Raw genomic sequence first — 16862 nt, forward strand, 5'->3', positions numbered from 1 at the left:
GGCCGTTGGTGACGTTGGCCTGGTAATTGCCAATGTCGGAGCGGAAGATCGCCAGGTTGAAGGTCGCACGGCGATCCCAGAACTGGGTCTTGATGCCGACTTCGTAGTTGTGGACCGATTCCGGCTTCACCGTCTGCGCGGCGAGGATCGGGTTATTCTGCGAATCGACCGGCACGCCGTTCAGGTTGATGCCACCCGACTTGAAGCTCTTCGCATAGGTCGCATAGACGAGGATGTCGGGCGTGACCTTGTAGCTGACGTTGAAATCGTAGCTGAAGTTCCAGTCGCTGAACTCGGGCGAAATTTCCTGCGGGGTGTAGATCGCCAACTGGGCGGTCTGGCGCGCGGTATAGGACGGCAGTCCCAGCAGCAGTTCGTTACCCTGCCCGTCGAACACGCGGCGCTGGTAGTAGCCCTCCTTCTTGTCGTAGTTCAGGCGCACACCGGGCTGCACGGTCAGTTCGGGCGTGACGTGCCAGCTGAGCTGGCCATACAGCGCGGCGCTGGTGTTCTTCAGGTACTGCGTGTTGTAGGCGGTCAGCCCATTGAGCACCGTGGGATCGCAGGCCAGCTTGTTCGATGCGCTGGGGCCGCAGCCCGACGATCCCGGCGGGACCTGGGCATTGGTGCCGGGATTGATATTCCAGCGGCTGGCGGCCGAGCCTTGCGATTCGGTGCCCTGCGTATCGATCCGCTGATAGAAGCCGAAGGCGCCGACCACGAAATCGAAGTGCTTGCCGCTGTAGTTGTAGCGCAGTTCCTGCGTGTACTGGTTCTGCTGCGACGGGTTCTGTGAGAGCGTGACGATCGGCAAAGCGGTGAAGTCACGGTCGTTCGACGGATCCCAGTCCCAGAAGCGCCAGGCAGAAACGGAGGTCAGCGTACCGGGACCGACATCCCACTTCACGCGCACCGAAGCGCCGCCGATCTTGTTCTTCGCCCTCAGCGGCGTGTCGAGGTCGGTCAGGCGATCGTATGGATTGGTGCTGGGCGGCGTATAGCCGAGCGCGGCGGCCAGCGCCGGGTACTGGCGGTTGCTGGCGCGCTGGGTGGGGCCATAGCCGACGAAGACCGAGCCGCAGCAATTCGCATCCTGGGTGGAATAGTCACCGGCGAACGTGATCGCCAGATCTTCGGTGGGCTTCCAGAGCACCTGCCCGCGCAAACCGATATTGTCCTGGCTCTGGATCCACTGGTTGGTCGTCACATTGTAGATCGTGCCGCGACGATCGGTGGTCGAGGCCGCGATACGGATCGCCACATTGTCGGTCAGCGGGCCGGAGACGGCGACCTTGGCCTGCTTGAAGTTGTAATTGCCGACCGAGACCTCTGCCTTGCCCTGGAAATCGAAGGTCGGCTGGTTGGTCGTGATGTTGATCGCGCCGGCCGTGGTGTTCTTGCCGTAGAGCGTACCCTGCGGGCCGCGCAGCACTTCGATCTGGGCAACGTCGAGGAAGTCGAACGTGGCGGAGGCGACGCGCGAATTGTAGACGTCGTCGATATAGATGCCGACGCCCTGCTCGATGCCGTCGTTGGTGAGACCGAACGGCGCGCCGAGGCCGCGGATGTTCACCGCCGTGTTGCGCGGGTTCGACGAATAGAACTGCAAGGTCGGTGTCAGCTGTTGCAGGCGGCCAACGTTGAAGGCGCCCGTTGAATCAAGGTGTTCGCCGCCCACGACCGAGATCGCCAGCGGCACTTCCTGACTCGATTCCTGACGGCGCCGCGCGGTGACGAGAATCTCGCCGCCACGGTCATGGGCACCGGTGCCGACCGACGTGGGCGATTCCTGTTCGGCATCCGCCGAAGTCGTCGCGGCGGCGGCAGAAGTCGCGGCAGCCGGCGCTTCGGATGCCAGCGCCGGCGTAGCGGCCAGTAGCAGCGTAAACGAAAGGCAGGCGAGCGGAAGCGGGGCCGGCAGCGGCCCGCGGACGTGTCTTCTCATGAAGTCCCCCTTGGATTTGTTGTATGGTTAGGGGCCTCACATCCGGCGGTCCGGTCTGCTCGGCAGATTATCGGTGTTCTGTGTGGCGCGCGCCTTTAGGAGGCGAAGCGCTTGCGTTCGGTGATGTCGAGCTGGACCAGCTTGCCATCGTGGACTGTCAGCTGGATGACGCCGTAGCGCATCGTGCCGAGAGCATCGGCAACCACCTGGAGCGGTGCCGGCTTGGGAATGGCGCTCTCGGAATCCCTGGAAAGGTGCAGTCCCGATCGCTGGGTGTCCGTTGACGGTTGAGCCATTGCGAATCTTCCTCTGAGCGCGGCGTTTGAGCGTCGCATTCGCATTGGTATTCTCAACCTAAAAAGTTGACAATACCCCTACCCGAAAGTTTCTGGTTTTCGCGCCAGAGCAAAAACTATTTGCGCCGAAGCGATGCTCCGGCGCGGGCTTGATTCCGAAAGGGGTAGAGGCTGCCAGAAAGGGCAGGAAACCGCCAAAAAGCCGAAGAAATCCGGGATCAGGCGGCTTCGTCTTCTTCCTGCGCGGGGACCAGATCGATACGGTCGGACAGGCGGATTCCGTCAAGGAGATCGGCGGTGCGATCTCGCACTTCGAGCATCAGCGCGCGTGTGCGGCACTCGCCTTCTTCAAGGCAGTTCTTGCATTTTTCATGCGCAAAGCGGCTGGCGCAGGGCACGAGTGCCAGCGATCCGCGCATGATCCGGATAAGGTCGCCATAGGTGATGTCGACCGGCGCCACCGCCAGCCAGTATCCGCCATCCTTGCCACGCTGCGAATCGACAATGCCGAAGCGGGTCAGCTCGGACAGGATCGTCGTCAGGAACTTGGCGGGGATGTTCTGCGCCTCTGCGATCGGCGCCAGTTGTATCGGCCCCTGACCGTAGTGGTCGGCGAGGTGCTGCATGGCGCGGATGGCGTAGCGGGTCTTCTGCGAAAGCACGAAGCCCTCATGCCCCAAGCCGCAAGGCCCATGCAAGCGCGCGCAAGCCCGATTCGCACTTTGTCAGCCATTGCGGTTGGGAATTCGGTGGATAGCTTGCGCGCGCAGGATCCGAAGGTTCCTGCGCGCGCTGCAAGGCCGGTTCTTTCAGCCCCGGTCAGGCCCGGCGCGCGGCGCGAAACGAGAGCGTTCCCAGTCCGATCATCGCCGCCAGCATCACCACTTGCGCCACCAGGAAAGGCGGCTCGGTTCCCGAAGGTGCCAGCGCGTGGAGCGGCGGTACCTTGAGGAATGCCTGAGTCACGAAGGCCAGCAGATTGAAGTAGAGCGCGATGCTGGCGCTCACCGCGTAGACGGCCGCCGCCCTGCCCCGCAGCTTGCATCCGAAGTAGGCGGCGAATGCCACGGCGAGCACCGGGATGGAGATGACGCCGGTGACGAAGGCCGGGGTCGGTCCGTTGAAGGGGAACAGGAACCCCGTCAGCGTTGTCGCCGCCGTGGTAATCAGGAACAGGCCGGAGAGCCCGGCGATGCGCCGCCGTCCGCCAGCGAAGGCGAGGAGGACCACCAGGCCGCTGGCGATTCCCACAAGGCTGATCGCGACATGGAGCGCAGTGAACTGGCCCAGCGTGAGACCGAGGATCATGGCGCGCCCTCCCTCAGTTAGCGAAGACCGCGCCGTAGCGCGCGGCGGGTTTTGCCAGCGAAAGACCGGGGCGCAGCGCCGTGCGGGCGGCGATATAGGCCTCGTACTGCGCCATGTCTGGCAGAGCCGGGATCGTCACCGCCTCCCCCATGTCGAGCCCCGTAAGCGCGGCATCGACCATATCTTCGGCCTCCATGACCATGTGCGCGGGCAGCGCGGCCATCTTCTCCTCGGTCCAGATCGGAGTTCGGGTGATCCCGGGCAGCACGGCCTGCACGCGCACGCCCTTGGGCCCCAGTTCGGCGGCCAGCGCCTCGGACAAGGCCAGGACATAGGCCTTGGTCGCGGGATAGACCGCCGTGAATGCCTCCGGCATCAACGCGGTAACCGAAGTGACGTTGACGATGGTCCCCTCACCCGCCGCCGCCAGCCGGGGCGCGATGGCCGCCGAAAGGCGCGTGACGGCGCGGATATTGAGATCGATCATGGCCGAGAGGTAATCGGGGTCCGCCTCCAGGATCGTGCCCTCGTTGGCGATCCCGGCATTGTTGATGAGGCCGACGATGGCCGCATCTTCGCGCAGCCGCTGTTCCACGTGCAACAGGTCGCCGGCATTGGCGAGGTCCGCGCCGATCACCTCCACCGAGACTCTCGTCTCCGCTTCCAGCCGGGCGGCAAGATCGGCCAGCTTGTCCTTGCGGCGCGCCACGAGAATCAGGTCGTGGCCCCGGCGGGCCAGCCGGTCTGCATAGAGCGCACCGATACCGTCGGATGCCCCGGTGACGAGATAAGTCTTGCTGGTCATGCCATTACTCCTTTTCGGGAGGAGCCCGGCGATCATCGCTGCCACCGGGTCTCCAGGGTTCGGGGTACGGATGGAATCGAGAAGATGGGCATTGAAGCGGTCGGCCGCGACCTGCGTCAGGCCATGACAGCTCCGCTTGTATACCTTGAGTATGGCCTGCTTGACGATTCCTGCCGTTTCGAGCGCGGAGGCAACGATCCAATGGTCCTTGTCATCCGGGACCACCTTTGCGCTCCATGGGATTGAAGGTACGCTCGGCCGGTTCCGCCCGGAATTGTCGCATGCGACATTGAACAGGCCGATTACGACACAGGAGCATGGCGACGATGACATCGGCCTCCGCGAATTTGGGCCCGCATACCCGCGAAATAGGACTGGTGCTTTACCGGGACTGTCAGGCGGCCATGGTCCACGGCATCACCGACCTTTTCGCGATCGCCTCGCTCTTCTCCACGCGCAACGGCGGACCGGCCCTGCGGATCAGCCACTGGCAACGCGGCAACGACGGCACTTTCGCGCGCTGTCATGACACCGCACCCGAGGAAACCGGCGAACCGGCCGTACTGATCGTGCCGGGCCGCCTGACCGGTCCGGCCGACCGCGACGAAGCCGCGCCCTATGCCGATTGGCTGCGGGACCGCCATGCCCGCGGCACCACACTCGCCTCGAACTGCGGCGGCGCCTTCATCCTTGCCGCCACCGGCCTGCTCGATGGCCGCCCGGCCACCACGCACTGGCTCTTCGCACGCGAGTTGCAGGACCGCTTCCCCGAAGTGCGGGTCGATGCCGACCGAATCGTTATCGAGGATGGCGACCTGATCACCGCCGGCGGCCTGATGGCCTGGACCGATCTGGGCTTGCGGCTGGTCGACCGCCTGCTGGCCCCCACCGTCACGATCGAGACCGCCAAATTCCTGCTGATCGATCCCGCCGGGCGCGAGCAGCGCCACTATTCCAGCTTCGCCCCCCGCTTCACCCATGGCGACGAGGCGATTCTCAAAGTCCAGCACTGGCTGCAATCGCGCGCCGGCCGCGCAACGAATCTTGCCGAGATGGCGCAACAGGCGGGTCTGGAGGAACGCACACTGCAACGCCGCTTCAAGGCCGCCACCGGCATGAAGCCGATCGAGTACGTCCAGCACCTGAGAATCGGCAAGGCGCGCGAGCTGCTGGAATTCACCCGCCGCCCGATCGATCAGGTCGCCTGGACCGTGGGATACGAGGACGCGACCGCGTTTCGCCGCACCTTCCACCGCATCCTCGGCCTGACACCGGGCGATTACCGCGCACGCTTCCACAGCGGCGCCGATCTCGCGGTCGCGGCGTGAAACGGGCCATGTCTTGATGGGGTGACGCAAGGCCGGGCGGGCGGATGTCCGCGCTGAGGCCGAAATATGGGAAAATGGTGCACCCGACAGGATTCGAACCTGTGGCCTCTGCCTTCGGAGGGCAGCGCTCTATCCAGCTGAGCTACGGGTGCAGTGCGGGGGCGACTAGCAGAGCATGCGCAGCGTTTCCAGCCACAAATGATTTCATCCACCGCGAGAATGCCGTAAAATTCTCAGGCCGCACCGGGTTAGGGAATTGGCAAGGGGCTTCGCGCTATGAATCCGGCCATGGACGCAACGGGTATCATCTCGGACGGACACTGGTCGGACGCTCAGGCGTCCGAGCACGACTTCGTCGACTCCTGGCCCCAACCGGCAGAAGCGGAGTCCGCCCCCGCCGCGTTGGGATCCATCGCCATCAAATGGGCGGCGCTGCATCAGGCCGGGCAAGTGGTGGCCGCCATTGCCGGTATCGAGGGCGAGAGCCCCAGCCTGGAAGCCCGCGCCTTCCCCGCCATCATGCGCGAAACCGGCGGCTGGCGCTGCCGCCTTGCCGAACAGGGCATCGAAGACCTGACCGCGATTATGGAACCGGGCCTTTCTGCCCTGATCGCCGCGCTCGATCGCGGTGCCGATCCCCGCGCGGCGGCGCGGTCGCTGTGGACCGAATTCGTCGCCGCGCGCGATGCCATGGTTGCACTCGCCCCGCCGGACGCACTCAAGCTGTAAAGCCACCGGCCCCATCGGCCGACTTGTAAGTTCCTGCTATGTTCTTATTATAGGGACATGGCCGACGTCGATTCTCCCCTTTCCTCGTACACCTCGGTCGACGTCGCACGCGGCGTCGGACGGCTGTTTGCCCGCAACGACATCTGGTGCTTGCCGGAAATGCCGCTGCGCTGCGGCCGCCGGGCAGACCTCATGGGAGTCGATGCCAAGGGCCATGTCATCATCGTCGAGATCAAGGTCAGCCGCGCCGATCTGCTGGGTGACGGGAAGTGGACCGACTATCTCGATTATTGCGACCGCTTCTACTGGGCGCTTCCCCCTTCGCTCGATCGCGCGCCGCTGGAAACCGAGCTGTTTCTGCCGGAGCGCTGCGGCGTGATCGTCGCCGATGGCTATGATGCCGAAATCCTGCGCCCTGCCCCGCTCCACCAGCTTGCCGCCGCCCGCCGCAAGGTAGAGACCGAGCGCCTTGCCCGCGCGGCGCTGCGCCGGCTGGTGACATCGGGCGATCCGCAGACCCTACAATGGGGCAGCGAAGCCTGAAGCGAGCGGGCCCGCCAGCGCGATGATTCCCGTCAGCGCGACCCTCATTCCCCTAACGCGCAATTTTCTTGCGTTTTGCCGCGCCGCACACTAAATGCGCGTCAAGCAACCGGCGCGCGGGATCCGTTTTCCCGCCGCAATCCGAGAGCAGCGTGAGGTTTCCGGCGTTCGACGCCAGATCCGGCCCGGACGAGCGGTTGCACCTGAACCAGCTTCCTTCTTCACGCAGGGTCGCCAAAACGACACCTAGCTCCGCGCGCCATTTCCTATCCGCGCGCCCGGGCTGCTTGTGAAAGTGACTTATGTCCTATTTCTCCGAACTTGGTCTGGCCGAGCCGATTCTCCGTGCGCTCGAGGCCAAGGGCTATACCGATCCCTCGCCGATTCAGCGCCAGGCCATTCCCGCGCTGCTTGAGGGCCGCGACATTCTTGGCATCGCGCAGACCGGCACCGGCAAGACCGCCGCGTTCTCGCTGCCCTCGCTGCACCGCCTTGCAAACGATCCCAAGCCGCGCACCAACGCCGGCTGCCGCATGCTGGTGCTTTCGCCGACCCGTGAACTCGCGGCGCAGATCGCCGACAACATGCGCGGCTATGCCAAGTTCCTGAACCTTTCGGTCCAGTGCATCTTCGGCGGCGTTCCCGCCGGCAAACAGGCCCGCGCGCTTGAGCGCGGCACCGACATCCTCGTCGCCACGCCCGGCCGCCTGCTCGACCTGATCGACAGCCGCGCGCTGACGCTGCGCAATGTCGAGATCTTCGTGCTCGACGAAGCCGACCAGATGATGGACCTTGGCTTCATCGTTCCGCTGAAGCGCGTCGCCGCGCTGCTGCCGAAGCAGCGCCAGAGCCTGTTCTTCTCGGCCACCATGCCGCAGGCGATCGCCGAGCTGGGCAAGCAGTTCATCAACAACCCGGTCAAGGTCGAAGTCGCTCCGCAGTCGACCACCGCCGAGCGCGTCGAACAGTACGCCACGTTCATCAACCAGGCCGAAAAGCAGGCCCTGCTGACCATCCGTCTGCGTGAAGGCCTTGCGCCCGACGCCGCCGAGAAGGCCGAGCACGGCGCCATCGACCGCGCACTGGTCTTCACCCGCACCAAGCACGGCGCTGACCGCGTAGTGCGTCATCTGGTCGCCGCCGGCATCCCCGCCGCCGCGATTCACGGCAACAAGAGCCAGGCCCAGCGCACCGCCGCACTGGGCGGCTTCCGCCAGGGCACCGTGCGCGTGCTCGTCGCCACCGACATTGCCGCGCGCGGCATCGACGTGTCGGGCGTCAGCCACGTCTACAACTTCGAAATCCCGAACGTGGCCGAACAGTACGTCCACCGCATTGGCCGCACCGCGCGTGCAGGTGCCGACGGCGTGGCCGTGAGCTTCGTCGCGCCGGACGAGAAGCCCTATATCCGCGACATTGAGAAGCTGACCCGCGTCAAGCTGACCGCGCTCGGCCTGCCCGAGGACTTCATGAAGGAAGCCTCGCGCCTTCCCGCTCCCTCGCGTCAGGCACCCGCCGCGCCGCAGGGTGCACGCGGCAACGGCCAGGGCAAGCGCAACGGCGGCAATGGTGGCAGCGGCAACCGCAGCCAGCAGCCGCGCGGCGATCGCCGTCCCGGTGGCGAAGGCCGCCGTGACGATCGTCCGCGCAGCGAACCGCGTGGTGACGACCGTCGCCGTGACGACCGCCCGCGCGGCGACGCCCCGCGTGGCGAACGCCGCGAAGCCGGCACCGAAGAGCAGGGCGAGCGCAAGCGTCGTTTCCGTCCGCGCGGCGGCAACGGCGTCGGTGCGCACAAGAACGCCGTTCGCCGCGCTGGGTAAGCAGCAGGCCGGAGGGTTTCCTCCGGTTGTTGCCCTTCCCGCCTTTCGCCCCTCTTTCCGTCGGACTCCGAGTGCTCTAATCGAGCACTCGTGAGCCCACGCAACCGCACAATTCTGGCAGCTTCGACCGCCGTCGCCATCGGCGCGGTCGTGCTTGCCGGACAGGGCCTCAGCCGGGTCGGCGCTCTTGCGGTGCTGGACCCGGCGGTCGATGCGACCCGCGCCCAGCAGGACATGATCGCCGCCCGCCGCGATGGCGAGGCTGCACGGCGCCGCGCCGAAGCGCTTGAGGCCAAGGCACGCGGCGTCAGCGCGCAGGCCGAAAAGACCGGACGCGAGGCCGCTGCCCTTGCCGCGCGCATTCAGGAAACCGAAGCGGGAATCGCCGCGCAGCAAGCCAAGATGCGGCTGATCGCCTCTCAGCGCGTCGCCTTGCGGGAACGGCTTGCGGTCCGGCAGGCCCCGCTTGCCCGGCTGACCGGCTCGCTGCAATTGCTGAGCCGCCGCCCGCCGATCCTCGCCATGTTCCGGCCCGGCTCGGTGCAGGATGCGGTCTATCTGCGCGCCCTGCTCGACACCATGCTGCCGCAAGTCCGCCGCCGTACCGCCGGCCTGCGCGCCGAGATCGAGCGCGGCCACGCGCTGGAGAGTCAGGCGTTGGCCGCCCGCGAGGAACTCACCGCCTCCGAAGCACAGATGCGCGAGCGGCGCGGCAAGCTGGCCGTACTCGAAACGCGCCAGCGGCTCGCCAGCCGCGAGGCCAGCGGCATTGCCGCGCGCGAGGCCGAACACGCGCTCGCCTTGGCCGAAACCGCGCGCGATCTGGGCGATCTGGTCGACGAAGTGGGCCGTCAGGGCACGCTGCGCGAACAGCTGGCCGCCCTGCCCGGTCCAGTCATGCGGCCCGACCGGCCCGAGGATGCGCGCGTCATCGAAGCCTCCCGGTTCGATGCGCCGCCCGAAGGGCTGGCGAGCTATATCCTGCCGGTGACCGGCCGCGTGGTGACGGGCTTCGGCGAAGTCCTGCCCGGGCAGGCGCCGTCGCGCGGGCTCTCGCTGGCGACGCGGGCCAATGCGCAAGTCGTCGCACCGGCGCCGGGCCGCGTGGCCTATGCCGGGTCTTACAGCGGCTTCGGACGCATCGTCATCATCGAACACGAGGGCGGCTGGACCTCCCTAGTCACCGGCCTTGCCCAGCTGGACGTGGCGGTGGGCGACAGCATCGTCGCCGGATCGCCGCTGGGCGCGACCGGCCCGGGCGATCCGCGCGTGCAGGTCGAACTGCGGCGCGGCGGCGTGCCGGTCAATCCGCTGCAATATGTCCGTTCGCTCTGAGATTGCGGTGCCGATCCGCCCGCGCCCGGTCTCATCCTCCCATTCATCACGCCGCTGGCAATTGCTGCGGCGCATCGGTAGAATGCTGCGTTGACTGACACGTGCAGCATGACAGTCGAGAATGTCCCCGGCCCTCATCATGGCCCCCATCCCGGTCGTTGCCGGACGCGATTCACGAGAGGCGATCAAGCCCGATGAAATTTGGCTCTACCAAGTTCGTTTCCTTCCTCCGTGCGACCCTGCTGGTTTCCGCGGTTGCCGTGCTTCCCGCGGCAACGTCCGGACTGGCGGCGGTGGACGGCAATGCCGACCGCGAATTCCAGAAGCTCTTCACCATCTACGAGCTGATCAAGGCGAACTACGTAGACCCGGTTGACGACGACAAGCTGCTCAAGGGCGCGATCGACGGCATGCTGGCCAGTCTCGATCCCCATTCGAACTATCTCGACGGTCCTGCCAAGCAGCGGCTGGAAACGATGATCGACGGCAATTACACCGGCCTCGGCCTCTCGGTGGTCGAAGATGACGGCGCCGTGAAGGTGGTTTCGCCGTTCAAGGGCAGCCCGGCCGAGAAGGCGGGCATCAAGGCGGGCGACTACATCACCCACCTCGACGGCGTGCTCTATTACGAGCGCGACCTTGACGAGGCGGTGGAGAAGATGCGCGGCACCGCCGGCACCTCGATCCGGCTGACGATCTTCCGCCCCGGCCGCGACCAGCCTTTCGACGTGACCGTCACGCGCGGCGTGATCGAGCTTGAGCCGGTCACCTGGGAACTGAAGGACGATGTCGGCGTCATCTCGGTCAACGAGTTCTCGCGCGATGTCGGCAACTTCGTGAACAAGGGCATTGCCGACCTGAAGCTTCAGGCTGCCAAAAAGGGCACCAAGCTGGACGGTCTGGTGCTCGACCTGCGCTCCAACCCCGGCGGTTCGCTGGATGAGGCGGTGGCGCTGTCCGACTTGTTCCTCGATCACGGCACGATCGTCTCGCAGCGCGGCCGCATCGCCAGCGAAAACCAGTATTACCGCGCCGAAACGGTGTTCAAGGGCGATGTCGTCAAGGGCATGCCGCTGGTCGTTCTGGTGGACGCGGGGTCGGCCTCGGCCTCCGAGATCGTGGCCGGCGCCTTGCAGGACCTGCACCGCGCGGTGATCATGGGCGACCGCACGTTCGGCAAGGGCTCGGTCCAGTCCTACATCCCGCTCGACAAGGACAGCGCGGTCAAGCTCACGACCGCCCGGTACTACACGCCGTCGGGCCATTCGGTGCAGGAAGGCGGCATCGTGCCCGACATCAAGGTGCCGCAGCTTTCCGATCCGGACGCGCGCTCGCGCGCGGAGCGGGCTGTGCGCGAATCCGACTTGCGCAGTCACCTGATCAACGAGGCGGCGATCAACGACAAGGAACTGGAAACCGACAAGGCCGACGATCCGCGCTTCAAGATCAGCGCGGATGAGCTGAAGAAGCGCGGCATTACCGACTTCCAGCTTACTTACGCGATCGACACGCTGCGCCGCACCGCCGGCAAGCCCGCGCTGGCCACCGCCGCAACGCCCGCCACGCCGGGCTCCATCCCGAGCGCCAAGCCGGGTAAGGACTGAAAGCGCCCGCAATGACCGTTGCCGTTGCCGCTCCCCTGCGCGCCGCCCGCCTGCTTGCGCTGGCGATCCCCGTCATCGCGCTGGGCGGGGCCTACCTCAGCCAATACGGCTTTGGCCTCCACCCGTGCGAGATGTGCTGGTGGCAGCGCTACGGCCAGATGTTCGCGCTGCCCTTCGCCGCGCTCGCCTTCTTCTGGCGGCCGGTGCGCCCGCTGGTGGCGGTGGCGGCGCTGGGCATCCTGACTTCGGGCCTGATCGGCGGCTTCCACGCCGGCGTCGAATATGGCTGGTGGGAAGGCTTCACTGCCTGCACAGCCAGCCCCTTCGCGGCCGGCGGCGATCCGATGGCCGCGATCATGGCCGCCCCGCTGATCCGCTGCGATGTCGCCCCCTGGACTCTGGGCGGTGTTTCGCTCGCCGGTTTCAACTTCCTGCTTTCCACTTTCGGCGCGCTGGCGGTCTTCGCCCTTGTCGCCCGCAGCAAGGACTGACCGTCATGACGTCCCCCAAAGCCGCGCGCATGCTGCGCGTCGATCAGGCCGGCGAATATGGCGCAGTGTGCATCTATTCCGGGCAGATGGCGGTCATGGGCGCCCGCGCCCCGCTTTCGACCGAGATTGCCGGCATGGCCGAGCAGGAGGCCGAGCATCAGGCCCGTTTCGACAAGATGATTGCCGAACGCGGCGTGCGCCCCACCCTGCTTCAGCCGGTATGGTCGGTCGCGGGTTATGCGCTGGGCGCGGCAACCGCGCTGATCGGGCCCGAGGCGGCGATGGCCTGCACTGCCGCGATCGAGACCGAGATCGACCGCCACTATACCGAGCAGCTTGAGGATCTAGGCGACGAGGATCCCGAACTGGGCGAGGTGATCCGCAAGTTCCGCGATGACGAGCGCGAGCACCGCGACGCGGCTCTGGCCGCCGGGGCCGAGCGGGCACCTGCCTATCCCCTGCTGTTCAATGCCATCCGACTGGGATGCCGCGTGGCCATCAAACTATCCGAAAGAATCTGATTTTTCGGAGAGATGTTGACGCAGCCTGTCGGATGGGCGCACGCTTGCGCTACCTTTCAAAGGCCACATACCCTATATCATTGACTGCGACATACTCTCGACTGGAGCAATTCCGATGACGCGCCTCCTGACCACCGCCTCAGCCATTGCCACTTTCGGCCTCGGGTTGGGGCTGACCATGGGCGCGCCACTCGCAGCAGCGCAGGCACCCGCCGCACAGGAACAGTCCGAAGACACGGGCGGCGAGCGGGTCAACCAGCTCATCATCTACGGCAACGACACTTGCCCGAAGTCGAGCGCCAACGAGATCACGGTCTGCGCGCGCAAGTCCGAATCGGAGCGCTACCGCATTCCCGAACCGCTGCGCGGTCTCGATTCCCACGCCTCGGAAGCCTGGTCGAACCGCGTCCAGGACTATGAGACCGTCGGCGCTTTCGGTAACATGAGCTGTTCGCCGGTCGGTCCCGGCGGCGCGTCGGGGTGTACCCAGAAGCTGATCAACCAGGCTTACTCCGAACGCGCGAATGCTTCCGACGTCCGCTTCGGCGAACTGATCTCTGCCGAGCGCCAGAAGCGCCTCTCGACGATCGACGCACAGGCCGCAGCCGACCAGAAGCGCGTCGAGGAAGCGGAAAAGGCCTACTTCGACCAGCAGGCACGCCAGCAGGCCCAGACCGATGCGGCAGACGCAGCCTCAAGCAAGACCGACACGCCGCTGCCCAAGCCGAAGTAAGGCTGCTTCTCTCGGGAGCGCCCATGAAAAAAGGGCCGGAGGATCGCTCCCCCGGCCCTTTTTCGTATCTTCGGGACGCGCGCTCAGCTCAGCGCGATATCCGGCGCATCTTCCTGCTTCATGCCGACGACATGGTAGCCCGCGTCGACATGGTGGACTTCGCCGGTGACGCCCGCCGAAAGGTCCGAGAGGAAATAGAGGCCCGAGCCGCCGACGTCTTCGATCGTGACATTGCGGCGCAGCGGCGAGTTCAGCTCGTTCCACTTCAAAATGTAGCGGAAATCGCCGATCCCGCTGGCCGCCAGAGTCTTGATCGGGCCTGCCGAGATCGCGTTGACGCGGATGTTACGCGGGCCAAGATCGTTGGCGAGGTACTGCACCGAGGTTTCCAGCGCGGCCTTCGCCACACCCATGACGTTGTAATGCGGCACGACCTTCTCGGCGCCGTAATAGGTCAGCGTCAGGATCGAGCCGCCATCCGACATCATCTCGATCGCGCGCTTGGTGACGGCGACCAGGCTGTAGGCCGAGATGTTCATCGTCATCAGGAAGTTATCGAGCGTGGTGTCGTAATAATGGCCGCGCAGCTGGGTCTTGTCCGAATAGCCGATGGCGTGGACGATGAAGTCGATCGTCTCCCACCGCGCCTTGAGCTGGCCGAATGCCGCGTCGAGCGCGTCCATGTCGGAAACGTCGCAATCGATGAGGAAATCGCTGCCAAGGCTTTCCGCCAGCGGCTTGACGCGCTTGGCTAGGGCTTCGCCCTGATAGGAGAAGGCCAGTTCGGCGCCCTGTTCGTGCAGCTTCTTCGCGATGCCCCAGGCCAGGGACTTATCATTGGCAAGGCCCATGATCAGGCCGCGTTTACCCTGCATCAGACCGGTCATTCGTGTTCTTCCTGTGCTTCGTTGTTCTTGACGGCAGAACCGCCATTACCGTTCCCGCCCCCGGCAAGCATTTCCTGCTCCTCGGGGCTGACGGTGAGGGCCGCGTTGAGTTCGGCACCCGCAACCATCCCTAGTCCGACAAACCAGAAAAAGAAAAGCGCGATCATCACTCCGGCAAGGCTTCCGTAAGTCAGATCGTAAGCGATGAAATTGCGCAACACTCTGGGGAGTGCCCATGCGGTGGTGAGCCACCATGTCGTCACCAGTACCGCGCCAGGCCACCGGGGGAACCCTCGGCCCTGATAGCGCGTCGGCGCAAGCATGTAAAAAAGCACGTAAAGCGAGCCGAACAGCGTGCCCGTGGTGATCAGGCGCGACATCGCCAACTGGTAGTCGAAACGGGCGAGACGCGGGAACAGATCAAGCAGCACTTCCTCGATCAGCGAGATGAAGACCTGCGAAGACAGCGACAGCAGCATCAACAGCACCGCGCCAAAAATCAGCCCACCCGATATCAGCCGGTTGCGCCAGAACGCCCGGCGCTTGGTGATTCCATAGGCACGATGGAGAATATCGCGGATCGTTTCGATCAGGCTGGTCGCCGTCCACACCCCCAGCGCGCCGCCGACCCAGAGCAGCCAGCCGTGCCGCGCCCGCACTGCATCGCGCGCGACCGGGGCCAGCGCTTCTTCCACGCGCGGCGGCAAGGCCGCAAGCAGGGCCGAGATCGACTGGTCGAGCTGGCCCTGTTCGCCGAAGGCCGAATAGATCGCCGCCACCGCGATGCAGAACGGGAAGAGGGCAACGATCGTCATGTAGGCCAGATTGCCCGCGTGAATGAACCCGTCTTCCCAGGTTCCCTCGATGACGCGGCGGATAATGACGAACGGGCGCGTGGTCAGGTTGGGACGCGGAATGCGCGGCCCACGCCCCTCATGCCAGAGCAAGGCTGCCCGCCGCCGCGCCTCAGGCGTGATCGGGGGCTCGTTCGGCGGATCGACCTGCACCGGGCCGACATAGGCATTGTGAGCGAGTTGTTCAAATCCGGTAAGGATTTGAACATCATTTAACCGGCGAGATTTACACCAGATTGGCGAGCAATTCGCGCGCGCGGTCGCAATCGAGCGCCATCTGGGCCTTCAGGGCGTCGATCGAATCGAACTTCGCCTCGCCCCGCAGATAGTGGTGGAAGGCCACCTCGATTTCCTGATCGTAGAGATCGCCGGAAAAATCGAAGAAATGCGGCTCCAGCAATTCCTTGGGCGGGTCGAACGTCGGGCGAATGCCCATGTTGGCCGCGCCCATGACCACGCGGCCGCCGGGAAGATGGCCGGTCACCGCATAGATGCCGTAGCGCGGGCGCAGATAGTTCGCCATGTCGAGATTAGCGGTGGGGAAGCCGATCACGCGGCCGCGCTTGTCGCCGTGCTGGACGTGCCCACGGATCGCGAAAGGCCGCGTGAGGAGGCGCGCGGCCGTCTCGCAATCGCCCGAAGTCAGCGCATCGCGGATGCGGCTGGAACTGACCGGCTCACCCTGATCGAGCACGGCACCGACCGCGCGCGATTCGATGCCGAATTCGCCGCCCACGTCCCGCAGAACGCCGGGATTGCCGCTGCGCGCCTTGCCAAAGGTGAAATCGTCGCCGGTGACGACGCCCGCTACGCCAAGCTGCGCCGACAGGATCTTCTCGATCCACTCGGTGGCGGGCATGCCGGCCATCGCGCCGTCGAAGTGGAACACCAGCATGGCATCCGCCCCGGCCTTGGCGAAGAGTTCCTGCCGCTGGTCCAGCGTGGTCAGGCGGAACGGTTCGGCATCGGGCTGGAAATGACGGACGGGATGCGGATCGAACGTGGCGACGATCGCCTTGCGCCCGGTCGTCCGCGCCCAGCGAATCGCCTCGCCGACGACGGCCTGATGGCCGAGGTGGAATCCATCGAAGTTGCCCAGCGCCAATATGGCACCGCGCATGGCATCGGGAACGGGTTCACGGTTGTCGAGGCGAATCATGTCGTTTCGGGCCTATAAGTCGCGCACGAGCGTCACGAAAGCATATGCGGGGCGCTCGCCTTCCGCCGCATGGTCTTCGCGGGCGATCTGATGCCATTCGGGGCCGGTCTCGGGCATGAAGGTATCGCCTTCATAAGTCCCGTGAATCTCGGTCAGTTCGATACGCGCGGCGAGCCCGGTGAAGAGCCCGTAGATTTCGGCTCCGCCGATAACCGCAACCTCGCCATCGCCCGCCAGCTCGCGGGCCTGCTCGACACTATGCGCCACTTCGGCGCCGTCCGCCTGCCACGATTCGTCGCGGGTGAGCACGATGTGCCGGCGGCCGGGAAGCGGCGCGGGGAAGCTCTCGAACGTCTTGCGCCCCATGATCATGGGCTTTCCCATGGTGAGCGCCTTGAACCGCTTGAGATCGGCCGGAAGCCGCCAGGGCAAAGCCCCGTCGCGGCCGATCACGCCGTTGGCGGCGCGGGCATAGATGAGGAAAAGATCCTGCACCCGGCC

Annotated in this window: 18 protein-coding genes and 1 tRNA gene (1 of these 19 only partly in view); 9 read left to right on the forward strand and 10 right to left on the reverse strand. The window is 65.5% G+C overall.

Going from position 1 to position 16862, the window contains the following annotated elements; translation table 11 throughout:
* From AC1VVK_RS09400 to AC1VVK_RS09420, 5 genes are all read right to left on the reverse strand, one after another.
* Positions 1-1945, reverse strand: partial view of a TonB-dependent receptor gene (locus AC1VVK_RS09400; RefSeq protein WP_482902776.1) — the 5' portion only. 617 nt of this gene lie to the left of the window's left edge; only the first 1945 of its 2562 coding nucleotides appear in the window; the start codon lies at positions 1943-1945; its stop codon lies off the left edge, out of view.
* Positions 1946-2040: 95 nt separating this feature from the next.
* Positions 2041-2241 carry a YezD family protein gene (locus tag AC1VVK_RS09405; RefSeq protein ID WP_132387513.1) on the reverse strand — a complete coding sequence of 67 codons (201 nt, stop codon included), beginning with the start codon at positions 2239-2241 and terminating at the stop codon, positions 2041-2043.
* Positions 2242-2459: 218 nt separating this feature from the next.
* Positions 2460-2903 carry an RrF2 family transcriptional regulator gene (locus tag AC1VVK_RS09410; RefSeq protein ID WP_132387515.1) on the reverse strand — a complete coding sequence of 148 codons (444 nt, stop codon included), beginning with the start codon at positions 2901-2903 and terminating at the stop codon, positions 2460-2462.
* A gap of 157 nt (positions 2904-3060) precedes the next feature.
* Entirely contained in the window at positions 3061-3549 is a 489-nt protein-coding gene (locus AC1VVK_RS09415) for a hypothetical protein (RefSeq protein WP_482902777.1), read from the reverse strand.
* A 13-nt stretch (positions 3550-3562) separates the two neighbouring features.
* The gene (locus tag AC1VVK_RS09420) at positions 3563-4354 is read right to left on the reverse strand and encodes an SDR family NAD(P)-dependent oxidoreductase (protein ID WP_482902778.1); all 792 of its coding nucleotides are present in this window, start codon (positions 4352-4354) and stop codon (positions 3563-3565) included.
* 326 nt (positions 4355-4680) lie between these two features.
* On the opposite strand from AC1VVK_RS09420, the gene AC1VVK_RS09425 reads away from it, so the two are divergent.
* Positions 4681-5682: a GlxA family transcriptional regulator gene (locus AC1VVK_RS09425; protein ID WP_482902779.1), complete on the forward strand. Its 1002-nt coding sequence runs from the start codon at positions 4681-4683 to the stop codon at positions 5680-5682.
* A gap of 75 nt (positions 5683-5757) precedes the next feature.
* Here the strand turns inward: AC1VVK_RS09425 and AC1VVK_RS09430 are convergent.
* Positions 5758-5834: transfer RNA gene (locus tag AC1VVK_RS09430), tRNA-Arg, on the reverse strand.
* 136 nt (positions 5835-5970) lie between these two features.
* On the opposite strand from AC1VVK_RS09430, the gene AC1VVK_RS09435 reads away from it, so the two are divergent.
* From AC1VVK_RS09435 to AC1VVK_RS09470, 8 genes are all read left to right on the forward strand, one after another.
* On the forward strand, positions 5971-6411 hold the full coding sequence (locus AC1VVK_RS09435) for a hypothetical protein (protein ID WP_482902780.1): 441 nt from the start codon (positions 5971-5973) through the stop codon (positions 6409-6411).
* A 57-nt stretch (positions 6412-6468) separates the two neighbouring features.
* On the forward strand, positions 6469-6954 hold the full coding sequence (locus tag AC1VVK_RS09440; protein WP_482902781.1) for an MmcB family DNA repair protein: 486 nt from the start codon (positions 6469-6471) through the stop codon (positions 6952-6954).
* 302 nt (positions 6955-7256) lie between these two features.
* Positions 7257-8777 carry a DEAD/DEAH box helicase gene (locus tag AC1VVK_RS09445; RefSeq protein ID WP_482902782.1) on the forward strand — a complete coding sequence of 507 codons (1521 nt, stop codon included), beginning with the start codon at positions 7257-7259 and terminating at the stop codon, positions 8775-8777.
* Positions 8778-8867: 90 nt separating this feature from the next.
* The gene (locus AC1VVK_RS09450) at positions 8868-10112 is read left to right on the forward strand and encodes a murein hydrolase activator EnvC family protein (RefSeq protein WP_132387527.1); all 1245 of its coding nucleotides are present in this window, start codon (positions 8868-8870) and stop codon (positions 10110-10112) included.
* Positions 10113-10306: 194 nt separating this feature from the next.
* The gene (locus AC1VVK_RS09455) at positions 10307-11716 is read left to right on the forward strand and encodes a S41 family peptidase (protein WP_482902783.1); all 1410 of its coding nucleotides are present in this window, start codon (positions 10307-10309) and stop codon (positions 11714-11716) included.
* Between the two features lie 11 nt (positions 11717-11727).
* Positions 11728-12207 (forward strand): disulfide bond formation protein B, encoded by a 480-nt coding sequence (locus AC1VVK_RS09460; protein WP_132387531.1) that lies wholly within the window; start codon positions 11728-11730, stop codon positions 12205-12207.
* A gap of 5 nt (positions 12208-12212) precedes the next feature.
* The gene (locus tag AC1VVK_RS09465; RefSeq protein ID WP_132387533.1) at positions 12213-12728 is read left to right on the forward strand and encodes a demethoxyubiquinone hydroxylase family protein; all 516 of its coding nucleotides are present in this window, start codon (positions 12213-12215) and stop codon (positions 12726-12728) included.
* 115 nt (positions 12729-12843) lie between these two features.
* Complete coding sequence (locus AC1VVK_RS09470) at positions 12844-13461, forward strand: hypothetical protein (protein WP_482902784.1); 618 nt, start codon at positions 12844-12846, stop codon at positions 13459-13461.
* Between the two features lie 83 nt (positions 13462-13544).
* On the opposite strand, the gene fabI is transcribed toward AC1VVK_RS09470, so the two are convergent.
* The 4 genes from fabI to AC1VVK_RS09490 all read right to left on the reverse strand — a co-directional run bounded on the left by fabI (position 13545) and on the right by AC1VVK_RS09490 (position 16856).
* Entirely contained in the window at positions 13545-14348 is an 804-nt protein-coding gene (gene fabI / locus AC1VVK_RS09475; RefSeq protein WP_482902785.1) for an enoyl-ACP reductase FabI, read from the reverse strand.
* A complete protein-coding gene (locus AC1VVK_RS09480) occupies positions 14345-15355 on the reverse strand; it encodes a YihY/virulence factor BrkB family protein (protein WP_482902786.1) in 1011 nt (336 codons plus the stop codon). The genes fabI and AC1VVK_RS09480 overlap by 4 nt, the downstream gene beginning before the upstream one ends.
* A 73-nt stretch (positions 15356-15428) precedes the next feature.
* Complete coding sequence (locus AC1VVK_RS09485; RefSeq protein ID WP_482902787.1) at positions 15429-16361, reverse strand: bifunctional riboflavin kinase/FAD synthetase; 933 nt, start codon at positions 16359-16361, stop codon at positions 15429-15431.
* A gap of 12 nt (positions 16362-16373) precedes the next feature.
* Entirely contained in the window at positions 16374-16856 is a 483-nt protein-coding gene (locus tag AC1VVK_RS09490) for a dihydrofolate reductase (RefSeq protein ID WP_482902788.1), read from the reverse strand.
* Positions 16857-16862 lie beyond the last annotated feature (6 nt).

The organism is Novosphingobium sp. BL-S-32 (assembly GCF_056857055.1).